We start from the raw sequence: 13,697 nt of genomic DNA on the forward strand, positions 1-13,697 counted from the left end.
TGTTTTCTGTGAGTACCTATTTAATTTTCCTGTGATTACTGGCATCATTGGGGATAACCATAAATTGAATTAACCTTATCAAACAAACGAATCAGCGAATACCATTTGATATGAAAGTAATTAACAAACAACCCAGACTAGCCGTTTACCTGCTTTTTATCTGTGCATTGACTGTCCTTCCAAGAGCTGGCCAATCACAGATCAACAGTAAGCAGCTGGATATCCCAGCTTACCTTCAGCTAGCAAAAAAAGGCGATATATACCCCAATGCAGCCCAATTGGAAATGCTGGATGCAGTGCTTCCCAAGACGGCCTTTCAGCCAGCGCCCTCTTTTCAAAACAGGAAATATTGGCAGAAAATGGCGGACACTGACTTGGGAAAGAAATACATCCTAGAAGCCGAAGAGGCTATCGGCCAGGCTCCTGAAGTGCCCATTTCGGATGCCATCTATCGAAGGGCAAACAAGGAAGGAAACCGAGGGATTTATAAGCCCAGGTATTATCGGACGATGGACAGGCTGGAGAAGTACATTTTAGCGGAGTGCATGCTGAATGATGGACGCTATCTAGCCCAGATCGAAACGTATATAGAAGCCATTATGGAAATGAAAAGTTGGCTTCATCCCAACCATGATGATTCGGACAATTCCGTTTTGGAAGGAAAACGGGTGTCGATTGATCTTGGAGCACGTAAATTCGGGTTGGTTTTGGCACTTGCAGATGCTTTACTAGAAAATAAGCTGTCCACCACCTTGAGAAATGAGATAGCAGAACAACTTCAGTGGCGGATCATTGATACCTATTTGGCATCCTGTAAAGAAGATGACCCTGAAAGCAACCATTGGATCAGAAGTACCAGCAACTGGAATTCTGTCTGCACCAGCGGTACGCTTTTTACGACGATGGTGATATCAGATGATGAAGAAGAAAGAAAAGCAGCTATTGGAGCAGCGCTCAATAGTATGGTGTTTTACTTGTCAGGTTTTGGAGAGGACGGGTACTGCTCGGAAGGTACGGGATACTGGAACTATGGTTTTGGGCATTACCTTTACCTAGCAGAAATTTTGTTTGATTATTCAGGAGGAAAGATTGACCTCTTCCGCTTTGATAACCCGGAAAAACTCCAAAAAGTAGCTGATTTTCCTGAGAATTTCCAAGTGCATCAAGGGCTTTATGCCCCTTTTTCGGATGGAGTCACCAGGGTCAAAGAAGGAGGCGACAACTTTGCCTATGTGATGTCGGCAAAATATTACGGCGCCCAGAAGCCCAAGGGCTTTGTTCCTGATGAGGCTGTGCAATCCTTGGTGGTGTGGCCAGATTATCAACAGTACATTTCAAATGAAAAGGGCAAGAATCCATTACCGCCAGTAACCTATTTTGATGATTATGGTATAGTGATTTCCCGTGGTCAACAAACGACTCCCTTTTCCATTGCTGTCAAAGCAGGACATAATGCCGAAAACCACAACCACAGTGATGTAGGAAGTTATGTGATCGCCTATGGTGAGCAGATTATGGCAGGTGATATCGGTGCGCCCTCGTATATAGCAGGCGCTTTTTCCAAGGACAATCCTGCCAGAAGTTCTTGGGGACACCCCGTGCCCAAGATCAATGACCAGCTCCAATCCAATGGTAGAGAGTACAAAGGGAGGATCACCAGCACGGAATTCACCAAGAATAAAGATAAAGTAGAGGTGGATATACAACCCGCCTATGAAATTCCTTCTTTGACCTCCTTGTCCAGAACTGTGGAAAATGATAAGACTGGTCAGGGTACCATCAGTATTACGGATCATTTTGCGGCCAGTCGCCCAGTAGACTTTGGGGTAGCCATCATGACCTTGGCCGAATATGAAATCGTCGATTCGCGAACTGTTATTATCACCGAAAACGGGTATAAAATAAAAGCAGAAATCACTGGAGAGGGGGGCGACTTGGTCATTAAGGATGAACAAGTCCCTGTGGAACACCTGAGAGAAGGAGGGCCGGCATATAGGATTGGGGTGGACTATACAGCGCCCGTAGCAGAGGGCAGCATTACGGTACGGTACAGCCCACTTCAAGAGTAACTTAGCTAATCGGTGACGGCTTTACCATTCGGTAATTTGTGAAATTCCTTGAATAGATTCCTATTGAAATATTGATTGGAACCAGCATGTTAATGAGCAAGTAAAACAATTTATCAACAAACCCAATAAGATATGTTAAACCGCATAAACCATTTTATAGCCACAAATAGCTTTTTTACCACCGTACTCCGGTTGATTGGTGTGGTATTACTTTATTTGATCAGTAATGTTGTTTATTCTCAAACAATGGTTCATTCACTTAGTGAACTGAAACCTTTTTTGGATGATGACGATGTCAATGTGAAATTAGCACCAGGGACTTATACGATCACAGCTGAAGATGTAGCCAATGGTGAAATAGGTAGTGACAGTGAAACGTGGCCTAACGTAAGTCGATTATTGGCATTTGAGGGCAATAACAGTACCTATGATTTTACAGATGTAAAATTCGATATTGATACAGAAGTGCTACAGGCTTTTGGAAGGAATGATGTCTATGAGTTGCATATCACTGGAAGTCATAATGTCATTCAACATCTTACCATAGAGGATTTAGGAAATACCCGACCAAATTTCCGTGCCACAAGTATTGTCGTTGATGGTTTGGACAATAGACTGGAAGGAATTCATATGACTGTAAGAGGTTCATACCCTTATGGATATGGTGATGCTTTTGGTAAGGGAGGTCCCCAAGTCATAAAACACTATAAACATAGCGCCCTGTTGGTAAGAGGAGAAAGTAACCATATAAAAAACTGTACTATTATCCATAGGGCCTATGGGCACGCCATCTTTATGCAGGCAGCCGCCAAACCAATTATTGAAGGGTGTTATATAGAAGGTGAGGTTAGGTCCACCGATGATATGTTAGCTGAAGAGGGTACAGGTTCCCCAGCAGACAATGTTGATTTTATGACCATCTGGGGTTATAAACTGCCAGCAGGATACGTGATGAGTCTTCAAGAAGAAGGAATTCGTGCTTATAATGCAGGGCAAACCATTGTAGATGGAACACTCTATAAACGTGGTACCTCTGATCCTACGATCATTAACTGTACCGTGAAGAATGTAAGGGGAGGTGTGACACTTGCCCACGCATCAGGGACCAAATACGTTGAAGGTTGTACCGTACTGAGTTCTGAACAGGGATATTCTGTTGGATCCAATGGGAATATTGTGGATTGTAGCGCAGATGCCAAATATGGTCCCGTTTTGGGATTTGCATACTCCAGTGATAATAATAGTACGATTGACATAGCCATTATTCCTAGTGACAGTATCCAAAATGGTGCTGGCTCTTTAGCTTATGTAGGAGGGTCCGACCATAAAATAACCTTTAGAAATGCGGAGTCCAGTATCAATCAAGGCTTAAAAATAAGCGTATCCGGTCCTAGGTACAGTGTGAGACGGCTGGACAGCACTGATACAAATAATGATTTGAATTCTTCCAATATAGAAATTTACAATTATACGCCTTACCCCCTAGAACTTGCAGGTAACAGTGCTGACATATCAGGAGAGTCGTGTGGGCCAATCACAGACAATGGAGCGAATAACAATATCAACAATAATGACTGCAGTGGGGCTTTGATTTCACCTTGGGAAAACAATGATGTCGGAACAGTAAAGAAAAATGGTCGTGCATCAGATCTTGGGGGACTATTTACCATAGATGGTGCAGGCAAGGATATCTGGGATACATCGGATGAATTTCACTGGGTATATAAGGAAATGTATGGTGATGCAGTGATTACCGCCAAAGTAAATAAACTGGGAAATACCCATAATTGGGCAAAGGCTGGATTGATGATACGGGAAGAAGCCGCAGGAGAAGGTTCTAAATATGCCATGGTAGGCATAACAGCTACTAAGGGAAGTGTTTTCCAGTTTAGAAATACAGAAGACGGCCCTACTTCTCACGAAATCCCTAAGGACGGAAAAGCGACTCCAAGTTGGCTTAAACTTGAAAGGCTAGGGGAAGTGATCACAGGATATATTTCGGATGATGGTATTTCTTGGAAAGAAATAGGAAGTACCTCTGTGGCAATGAATGCGACGGTTTCAGTTGGTATGTGTGCGACATCCCATAAAAAAGGCACTACTACAACAGCTACATTCAGGGGAGTACGCACAGCATCTCCTTCTGTGCACATCCCCCAAGTAGGTAAAACTTATTATATAGACAATAGGAGATGGAATGTCCGGTTGGCTGCAGATGGGAATAACAAACCCTATACGACTTCTGTAGACAGTATAGGAGCTAAAACGGAGTGGGTAGTCAAGGCCAGTGATGTTCCTGAATATTTTTATTTGGAAAGTAATGGGGCTCCTACGAAGAGCCGAATAGCTTCTGATGGGATAGCCAATGCTACCATGAAAGAAAATACTAACACTGAAGATGCAGCGAAATGGGAATTTGTCCCCATAAAAGAAGGAGTATATCATATCGTTACAAAGGATCCAACCTTACCAAGGTTGTTGGTAGACAATGATGGGAACGTTAAAATGACAGGAGTAGAAGGTACTAACTTCTGGACCAGGTTTCAGTTTACCGTAGTACCAGATCCGGAGGGCAAAGAACCGCTAGCAGTAAATAATGCAGCGCAAGTAAATGGGGAGAAGAGCAAGGCAGAGGTGGCCATATATCCCAATCCTGTCCAAAGCGAGCTCACCGTAAAAGTACCTTCCGCGACTTATCATCAGTATGTGATCTATGATGACTTAGGGAATACTTCATCAGTAGGAGATATTCCAGTGGATAGTAATATTCTATCTATTGATGTCAGTAAGTTAGGAATTGGGGTCTATATGCTTCGATTGAACGGAGTGGAGAGAACGGATGGTTTTAAGATAATCAAGGAGTAGCAGAAGTAATATAATCATATTCTTCATTCCAATTTGATCCATTTGGGGAAATGGCCAATTTGTTTTGGTAAAATGATTTCAGGCCACAAAAAGTAAAAAATTAGTCAATCAAATAGTAATATGAAGTTCAAAATCAGTGCAAAATGGTTACTGGTGTTATTCGTGGGAATAGTATCGTGTGATCAAAAAGGTGGAAATACCAAGGGAAAAAAGCCCAATATCCTTTTTATAATGTCTGATGATCATGCCTATCAGGCGATCAGTGCCTATGGAAGTAAACTGGTACAGACACCACACATCGACCGTCTGGCCAAGGAAGGGATGTTGTTTACCAATGCCAGTGTGACCAATTCAATATGCGCACCATCAAGGGCTACCATTCTCACAGGAAAGCATACGCATCTAAATGGTAAGATAGATAACTTGATGCCTTTTGATACCACACAGGTGACCTTCCCCCAGCTATTTCAAAAGAACGGATACCAAACGGCGATGTTTGGGAAATTACATTTTGGCAATAACCCAAAAGGGGTGGATGAATTCAAGATTTTGCCGGGCCAAGGGTATTACCTCAACCCTGATTTTAACACCCCAAAGGGAGATATGACCATCATGGGATATGTCACCGATATCATCACCGATCTTACGCTGGGATGGCTGGAGGAGGAACGGAATCCCGATAAGCCATTTATGCTAATGTACCTGCATAAGGCTCCTCATCGTCCTTGGTGGCCAAGTCCAGAGAAGTTTGAGGAATTTACAAAAAAAGAGTTTCCAGAACCCGCTACATTGTTTGATGATTACCAAAACCGGGGCACAGCAGCCAAAGAGGCAGAGATGAACCTGCTCACCCATATGATGTACAGCCATGACAGTAAGATCAGGCCTGAATTATTGAGCGAGATGGGAGAAAAGGTGAGCCCCAAGGTCGAAGAGTTTGAAAATGGATTTTATGGCCCTTATGGTCGGGCTACAGCAGAACAGAAAGCTAAATACGACAAGGTATTGGACAGGATCAATAGGGATTTTGAAGCGAACTGGCCTGATATGACCAAGGAAGAAAAAATGCGCTGGAAATACCAACGGTATATGCAAGATTATCTAGCGTGTATTTCTTCTGTGGATGATAATGTAGGTAGGGTATTGGACTACTTGGATGAAAGTGGCCTAGCGGAGAATACCATAGTGGTCTATACTTCGGATCAAGGATTCTATTTGGGAGAGCATGGTTGGTTTGATAAACGGTTCATTTATGATGAATCTTTTAAAACGCCACTGATCGTCAGATGGCCTGAGAAAGTGGCTGGAGGTTCAGTAGAGGACGAAATGGTACAGAATCTTGATTTTGCCCAGACATTATTGGATGCTTCCGGAATCGAGGCTCCTGATGATATGCAGGGAGAAAGCCTGATGCCTCTGCTGACGGGAAATAAGGAAAAATGGGACAGGGATGCAGTATATTACCATTACTATGAATACCCAAGTGTACATATGGTAAAGCGCCATTATGGTATCGTCACGAAGGAATATAAGCTTGTCCACTTCTATTATGACGTGGATGAATGGGAGCTTTATGATCGCAAAAAGGACCCGAATGAAATGAACAATGTGATCAACGACCCTGCTTATGCTGAGGTAGTGGCCGAAATGAAGGTGAAGTTAAAGGAACTTAGGGCGAAGTATAAAGATTCTCCAGAGCTGGACAGCGTGTTTATAGAAAAGTACAAAACCATGCAAATAGAAAAAGGGAATGATTTCTGGTAAGCTCTTTTACTGGTTATCCGCCTTCTTGCCAGTATTAAACCCGGAATATGCATTAGCCTATCTACGCCACGGCGCACAGGTGTTGCGACCTTAAACTGCTTCAAAATCAGTCGTTTCACTTTAGTTTTAGGCATAACCGTAGCGGTGCTACGCTAATGCCTCCAACCTAACTGATTTTCTTGCAATTTCAGCTCTCACTACGATTCCTAATGCATAATCCGGGTTAAAGTCTTTCACGGATTTCTTGGATGATCATAGACAATCACAGACAACGCACTTTTGGGGATTTAGGGCAGATATGGACGAATTTCCTTCGAAAGCAACATCTTTACTCGGACGTTGTTTGTGGCTAGTGGTTCGTCGCCTATGATGATCAACCTAGCTTACGGGCATAAAATCGAATAAACAACAACCATAATAGATTGGAATGAATAAGTTACTGAACATCGTATTATTACAGTTTATCGTGTTTTCGGCAATAGCGAACGAAAACAAAAAAATAAACAGTCTATCCAAAGCCGCCAATGCAGGTGAAGAAGTAGTATACGAATTTGATGTTTCCAATAACTCAGCAGAGGCCCAGGCTTTTCGGCTTATGATAGCTACACCCCGGGAGTTGACATGTGAGTATCTACTGGAAGATTCCTTGGTAAGTCTAAGCCCAGGAGAGACCTATGAAGGTCGGTTAAAAGTTATCGTAAGCGATCAGATCCCCATTGGGGCATATGAAAGCGCCAGCCTGTTGATAAAATCGGCAAATGAAGTAAAGAGGAGGGAATTTGTGACCGTACGGTCAAGACAGCATCCGTTCGTTTTGGTAACTGAAGAAACCTTTACAGAGACCAAGCAAAAAATCAATGACCATTCATGGGCCAGAGAGAATTTGGACGATATGCTTCAAGAGCTGGAAAGATTTGACTTTCCAGAGAAAAAGATCATTAGCAAGCCAAGACCCACGAAAGTCTGGTCGAGTTTTAACTACCAAGCCAGCGATGGCGAAATGGCTTTTAAGTACAGTTTGGCATGGAAGCTTACTGGTGAGGATCACTACTTGGATAAAGTCGTGGAATTTGTCAAGACCGTTTGTGATCGCGAGGAGGGATACCTGTCCATCGGGGCGGCTACTTCCGGGGTACAGGTCCATGAAGGTAACTTTTTTCTTTTTTTGGCGGCAGCATGTGATATTATTTATAATGAGCCCAGTTTTTCCTCAGAAGACAGGGAGAATATCAACGCTACTTTTCGGTATTATCTAGCCCAAAACCGACAACACATGAATTCTTTGGGAATCATGAACCATCAGGCCAGTGCTAATGCTGGGGCGCTTTTGGTAGCATTGTTTTTACAGGATATTCCAGAAATCCACCACCTTATAGAGGCTGATGGGGCATGGCAGATCAAATCGGAAAAGGAGTCATGGCAGACGGCTGGTGGTTTGAGTCCACGGCAAACTATTGTTATTTGGTGGCACAGAGATACACTTTGGTGGCGCAGGCCTTTAAAAATTATGGATGGGACTTGTACCACAGGAAGTTTCCGACCAAATATAAAAGCAAGGATTTTGAAAATGCCAAAAGCGGTTTTACTGGGATGAAGTTTGAAAACTGGGGCCCTACAGGCAAAAACACCCGGAGTCTAGAAGATATGGTGACTCCTTATGTACCCATGATGGATGAAAATGCCAATGCCGTTGCCAGTAACGATACTAATCTTAAGGAACCGGATCCTTTTTACGAACTGGCTTATCGGGAATATGGACAGGATGAATTGGCCTGGGTGCTGAGTAAGACGGACAGGGACTCATGGGTAGCACTCATGTATGGTGTGCCCGTATTGCCGGATGTGGAAGACCCCAGAAGGCATTCTGCCTATAAACCTAACGTAGGAATAACGGCATTGAGGTCCCAGGGTGAATCGCAAGCACCGGAAGAACAAGTACAGGCCTATCTCAAATATGGGACACATGGTGGATGGCATGGACAGTTTGATAGGACAGGGCTGCTCGCACTGGATAGGTATGGGCACAAATATTTCAGTACAGAAATGGTTTGGTTCGGATACGGGCATCCAGGATATAAAGAATGTGTCCAGACCTCTGCTACCCATAATATGGTCGTGGTGGATGGTTTGCAGCAAGAGGCCGTACCCTCTGAGCAGTTGGTGTTTTATGCCGGGGATATGATGCAGGTAAGCGTGGTAGAGACCGAGGCAAGATGGAGGAAAATACCAACATTCAATATAGAAAAATTCCCCCCTTGGGATGATGCCGAATATGAAGATGGCTTTGAGCCGGTTTTGCAACGCCGAATGGCCATAGTGACGGATGATTATGTGGTGCTGGCTGATTATATGTCATCCTCCCAAAATCATCAGTACGATTGGTTGATCCATCCAGTTGGTTTTCAGGATATAGGTGATGTAAAGAGAAAAGGTACGCAACTCGATCAGTTAAGCACTGCCGATGATTCGCCATATAAATACTTTAAGAATGCCCAATGGTACCACATATCTCAAGGAACTTTGGTAGAATTCAAGGAAGGTGAAATGCACCTTGATGTACATACACTTTGGCCAAAAAAGGCAGAAGCATTAATTGCCGATTACCCTAATGGAGGCCGTCAAAGAGATATGAGAAACAATCCCAATAGAAGAACTTTTGGCGTACGCACCAATGGGGAAAAAGCCTCTTTTCTGACCGTATTGGAGCCTTATAAGGGAGCATCTGCTATTGAGAAAATCGAATCTACCTCTCCGGATAAGTTAATCATAACCTTAAAAGATGGAAGGACACAGACGGTTACTATATCCCAAATGGACGGTAAACGCCCTGTGGCCCAAATAGCTGAAACAAAAAATGGTGATGAAGTCCGGCGTGAACAGACCAATTAAGGGTTGGATTGGGTAGGTATTTACATCCGGCTTATGCACTAAGAATCGTCATAGGCCGTAATAATAACCTGCTATCGGCACAGTAGCTGCCACAAATAAATGACGTAGCTGCTCGAGATTTATAATCCCGAACCGGGATAATGGGGATTGGAAATGCCCCTAGGCCATTTGTGAAAAGCACAGACGTCAATAAGGATATAGGTTTTCAGCAACTTACATGCACTATCCCTAGGGGCTGATGCTCTTAATCCAATGGTAAAAGCTATGGGATGCTCCGTACCAAGCTTCTTATGAAACGAGTGGTATTGAGTTAAAAACTCAATGCTAGTGGTTCCGCAGCATAGCTGTCGGAACAACGGTAGGAGAATCCCCGCTCCCTGAGCGTAGCCGAAGGAAACGGGGATGGATTGATAATCGATTTTTTGAATACACGCTTTTTTGCCATTAGATTTTTATTTCTCACGGAATGCGCAGAATCCTCAGAATGAAATAAGGTTTTTCTGGGGATTCCGTGTTTTCTGTGAGGACCTAATGCTCCGTACCAAGCCTCTTATGAAACTTCCGTATGAGTGGTATTGAGTTAAAAACTCCATGCTAGTGGTTCCGCAGCATAGCTGTCGGAACAACGGTTTACACTACTGTTGCTGTGTTGGTATGACGCAATGATGATAATTTTATTATCGGCCACTGGTTAAGTGATAGATAAGAGCTAATGCATAAACCGGCTTTATGGTTTATAGTGCTGGGAAGGATTTACAAGAAACGTTTCAATGCTAAGCCAGCAACCGTTCTGCCAATGGATAGGGAAGAGGTAGCTGCAGGACTGGGGGCATTGAGGACGTTGATGGCATGGGCGTTTTCTGTGATGGCAAAATCATCCAACAAGCCACCAGTACGATCACAGGCCTGGGCACGCACGCCTGCACCACCGTCCACAAGGTCGTCTTCTTTGAGGTCAGGAATCAGTTCTTGCAGGGCATGGGTAAAGGCCGTTTTGGAGAAGGAGCGATAGTATTCTCCTATTCCGGTCTTCCAGTATTTGGCGGCTACTTTTTGCAGGCCTGGCCAAGTGATGGCTTCACGGAATTCCTTAAGGTTGAAATCCGTTCTTTTGTACCCTTCCCGCTTAAAGGCCATGACCGCATTTGGTCCAGCTTCCACGCCACCTTTCATCATGCGGGTAAAGTGGACGCCTAGGAAAGGGAAATTGGGATCTGGCACGGGATAGATAAGGTTTTTGACCAAGTATTCCCGTTCTTTTTTGAGTTTGTAATACTCCCCACGAAAAGGAATGATCTTGACATCCAAGTCCAGCTCACCGTTCATATCGGCGACCTTGTCAGAATAAAGTCCGGCACAGTTGATCATGAGCCGGGAAACGATGGTCTTACCAGAAGTGGCCAGCTCAGATTGCTCGGCTTTGTGATTGATTTTTTTGACTTTATGACCGAGAAGGATTTCTCCACCTAATGATTTGAATTTTTCACCATAGGCCAAGGCCACTTTTTTATAATCTACGATACCGGTTTGTGGTACGTGCAGGGCAGCGACTCCCTTACAGTAGGGCTCATATTCCTTGAGTTCGTCCAAGGTGATCTGACGAGTTCCTGTCAATCCATTTTGGAGTCCCCTTTTTAGGAGGTTTTGCAGCAAGGGGAGTTGTTCGTCCTTGGTGGCCACTACGACTTTACCGGTAATCTCAAAGGGGATATTCTCCTCTTCGCAGAATTTAATCAGCCCATGGTATCCATTGATGCAGTTGGTGGCTTTCAATGACCCAGGCTTGTAATAAAGACCAGAATGGATCACACCAGAATTATTGCCTGTTTGGTGCTTGGCAAGTTCATTTTCTTTTTCCAGGATAACTACCTTTAGTCCTGGCTGCTGCTGGATTATAGTAAGTCCGGTGGCAAGGCCCACGATGCCACCACCCACAATTGCAATATCGTATGTCATCTTTCCCGTCAGTTGTGTTTAAGCATTGACAATTTATGTGCTAAAAGTAATAAGCAACAAATATACAGATTCAAATAGTTTCTAGAGTAGATAAATTGCCTTTAAAACCGTCTCTGAAAATCGTTTGAACCCTTCCTGCGTATTGTTACGCCCTTTTCTCATGCCGTATCCATTATGAAAGGGTTTGTTTGGAGCAGACAGGGCCGCAATGAATTGATGTTGATTTGATGGTATTACTTCTGCATTTTCCTTTGGAATGAGCTGTTTCGGTGCACGTTTTATGAAGGTTTCTATGAAAACAGCCCATTGATTTCCCTGTCGATCTGGTTGACGATAAAGCTAAAGTCCTCCCTGTTGGATACGAAATCGAGGTGGTTGACATCAATGATCAATAGCTTGCCTTTGTCGTAGTGGCTGATCCAGTTTTCATAGTGCTTATTGAGGTTTTTGAGATAATTGATGCTGATGGTGGTTTCGTAATCCCGTCCTCTTTTTTCGATCTGGCTTACCAGTTTAGGAATATCAGCGCGTAGGTAGATCAACAGATCAGGAGGTGTGGCATACGCCATCATCGAATGGAAGAGCTTGAGGTAGTTTTGGTAATCCCGTTCTTCAAAACAACCGGATTGGTGCAGGTTGGCAGCAAAGATGTAAGCGTCCTCGTAAATGGTCCTGTCCTGAACAGTATATGTGGGGGACTTTGCAATATCTTTGACCTGTTGGAAACGACTGTTCAAAAAATAGATTTGGAGATGAAAGGACCACTTTTTCATGTCTTCGTAGAAGTCCTCCAAATAGGGGTTGTCTTCAGTATCCTCCAGCTCGATCTTCCAGTCATAGTGATGCCCCAGTTTTTTGGCCAGTGTCGTTTTGCCACTTCCGATATTGCCAGCGATAGCGATGTGCATGGTTAGTGATTAAGTTACGTGTATATTGGTCAGTGAGTGGAGTGTCAGCGGATGGCCAAATGGCGAGCGTGCTTCCCCAGAATCTAAATTGGTTTTCCTTAACATTAATACTGCTTACTTATTAAACCGTTCTGAAACGATGAGTTCTTTGCTTCCATGTGTATGAAGGTAAAACCCCTCACCGGATTTGATGCCTTTGTTTCCTGCCTCGACCATATTGACCAGAAGGGGGCAAGGTGCGTATTTCGGGTTGCCGAGGCCTTCGTGGAGTACATTCAGAATAGAAAGGCATACATCAAGGCCAATAAAGTCTGCCAGTTGCAGTGGTCCCATAGGATGTGCCATGCCCAGCTTCATGACGGTATCGATTTCCTGTACACCCGCTACTCCTTCATACAGGGAGTAAATGGCCTCATTGATCATGGGCATCAGGATACGATTGGCGACGAAACCCGGGTAGTCATTTACGGCTACCGGTGCCTTCTCCAGTCCTTTTGCTACGGACATGATCTGATGGGTGGTTTCTTCGGAGGTTTTATACCCTTTGATGACTTCTACTAGCGGCATGACAGGAACTGGATTCATGAAATGCATCCCGATAACTTGCTCCGGCCGATTAGTAGCAGCGGCTATTTTGGTGATGGAAATGGAGGAAGTGTTCGTGGCCAAAATGGTGTTTTTTGGGCAGTGCTGATCCAGCTGGCGGAAAATGTCCAGCTTTAGTTTGGTGTCTTCGGTGGCGGCTTCTACCACGATGTCTGCGTTTTGCACGCCGTCAGCCAACTCGGTATGGGTGGTGATATTGGCCAATACGGACTCCTTTTCTTCTGCCTGGATGACCCCTTTGGAGAGCTGCCGGTCCAAGTTCTTGGAAATCGTCGCCAAGGCTTTTTCCAAGGCTTTTTCATTGGTATCTATAAGCGATACCTGATGGTCATGTTGGGCAAAGACATGGGCGATTCCGTTGCCCATGGTGCCTGATCCTATTACTGCTATTTTCAACATCGAGAAGAGGTTTGATTAACGGATAATTTCTACCGGGATTTTCGAATCTAGCCTCGCTGATCCCTGCTGGTATTTGCCTGTTGGATTGATATAAATCTAATTTTTATCCTTGGGTTTAGCAAATGTTAGGTACAATGTATAGGGTACAAATTACGAAGTGTCATAACGCTGACCTTGATGCGATAGACATGCCTTGGCATAATTACTGCCAATGGCATTTTCTTACTATTTGCACACTTTT

The 13,697-nt window shown here is 44.0% G+C and carries 7 protein-coding genes; 4 read left to right on the plus strand and 3 right to left on the minus strand.

Annotation, left to right across the window (positions count from 1 at the left end; all coding sequences use genetic code 11):
- Positions 1–110: 110 nt before the first annotated feature.
- The 4 genes from DN752_RS23080 to DN752_RS23100 all read left to right on the plus strand — a co-directional run bounded on the left by DN752_RS23080 (position 111) and on the right by DN752_RS23100 (position 9,587).
- Positions 111–2,069 carry a heparinase II/III family protein gene (locus DN752_RS23080; RefSeq protein ID WP_112786165.1) on the plus strand — a complete coding sequence of 653 codons (1,959 nt, stop codon included), beginning with the start codon at positions 111–113 and terminating at the stop codon, positions 2,067–2,069.
- A gap of 246 nt (positions 2,070–2,315) precedes the next feature.
- Entirely contained in the window at positions 2,316–4,934 is a 2,619-nt protein-coding gene (locus DN752_RS23085; RefSeq protein WP_211324084.1) for a T9SS type A sorting domain-containing protein, read from the plus strand.
- A gap of 120 nt (positions 4,935–5,054) precedes the next feature.
- Positions 5,055–6,698 carry a sulfatase family protein gene (locus DN752_RS23090; protein WP_112786167.1) on the plus strand — a complete coding sequence of 548 codons (1,644 nt, stop codon included), beginning with the start codon at positions 5,055–5,057 and terminating at the stop codon, positions 6,696–6,698.
- A gap of 1,389 nt (positions 6,699–8,087) precedes the next feature.
- A complete protein-coding gene (locus DN752_RS23100; RefSeq protein WP_162633338.1) occupies positions 8,088–9,587 on the plus strand; it encodes a heparinase II/III family protein in 1,500 nt (499 codons plus the stop codon).
- A 753-nt stretch (positions 9,588–10,340) separates the two neighbouring features.
- On the opposite strand, the gene lhgO is transcribed toward DN752_RS23100, so the two are convergent.
- The 3 genes from lhgO to DN752_RS23115 form a co-directional block, all read right to left on the minus strand.
- The gene (gene lhgO, locus DN752_RS23105; RefSeq protein WP_112786170.1) at positions 10,341–11,543 is read right to left on the minus strand and encodes an L-2-hydroxyglutarate oxidase; all 1,203 of its coding nucleotides are present in this window, start codon (positions 11,541–11,543) and stop codon (positions 10,341–10,343) included.
- A gap of 290 nt (positions 11,544–11,833) precedes the next feature.
- A complete protein-coding gene (locus DN752_RS23110) occupies positions 11,834–12,451 on the minus strand; it encodes a deoxynucleoside kinase (RefSeq protein ID WP_112786171.1) in 618 nt (205 codons plus the stop codon).
- 114 nt (positions 12,452–12,565) lie between these two features.
- The gene (locus tag DN752_RS23115; RefSeq protein WP_112786172.1) at positions 12,566–13,456 is read right to left on the minus strand and encodes a 3-hydroxyacyl-CoA dehydrogenase family protein; all 891 of its coding nucleotides are present in this window, start codon (positions 13,454–13,456) and stop codon (positions 12,566–12,568) included.
- Positions 13,457–13,697: the final 241 nt, after the last annotated feature.

It is taken from the genome of Echinicola strongylocentroti (assembly GCF_003260975.1).
Lineage (GTDB): Bacteria > Bacteroidota > Bacteroidia > Cytophagales > Cyclobacteriaceae > Echinicola > Echinicola strongylocentroti.

Excerpts from the sequence above, each read along its gene's own strand:
- DN752_RS23080 (WP_112786165.1), top strand. The coding sequence starts at position 111 with ATGAAAGTAATTAACAAACAACCCAGACTAGCCGTTTACCTGCTTTTT.
- DN752_RS23085 (WP_211324084.1), top strand. The coding sequence starts at position 2,316 with ATGGTTCATTCACTTAGTGAACTGAAACCTTTTTTGGATGATGACGAT.
- DN752_RS23090 (WP_112786167.1), top strand. The coding sequence starts at position 5,055 with ATGAAGTTCAAAATCAGTGCAAAATGGTTACTGGTGTTATTCGTGGGA.
- DN752_RS23100 (WP_162633338.1), top strand. The coding sequence starts at position 8,088 with ATGGCAGATCAAATCGGAAAAGGAGTCATGGCAGACGGCTGGTGGTTT.
- lhgO (WP_112786170.1), bottom strand. The coding sequence starts at position 11,543 with ATGACATACGATATTGCAATTGTGGGTGGTGGCATCGTGGGCCTTGCC.
- DN752_RS23110 (WP_112786171.1), bottom strand. The coding sequence starts at position 12,451 with ATGCACATCGCTATCGCTGGCAATATCGGAAGTGGCAAAACGACACTG.
- DN752_RS23115 (WP_112786172.1), bottom strand. The coding sequence starts at position 13,456 with ATGTTGAAAATAGCAGTAATAGGATCAGGCACCATGGGCAACGGAATC.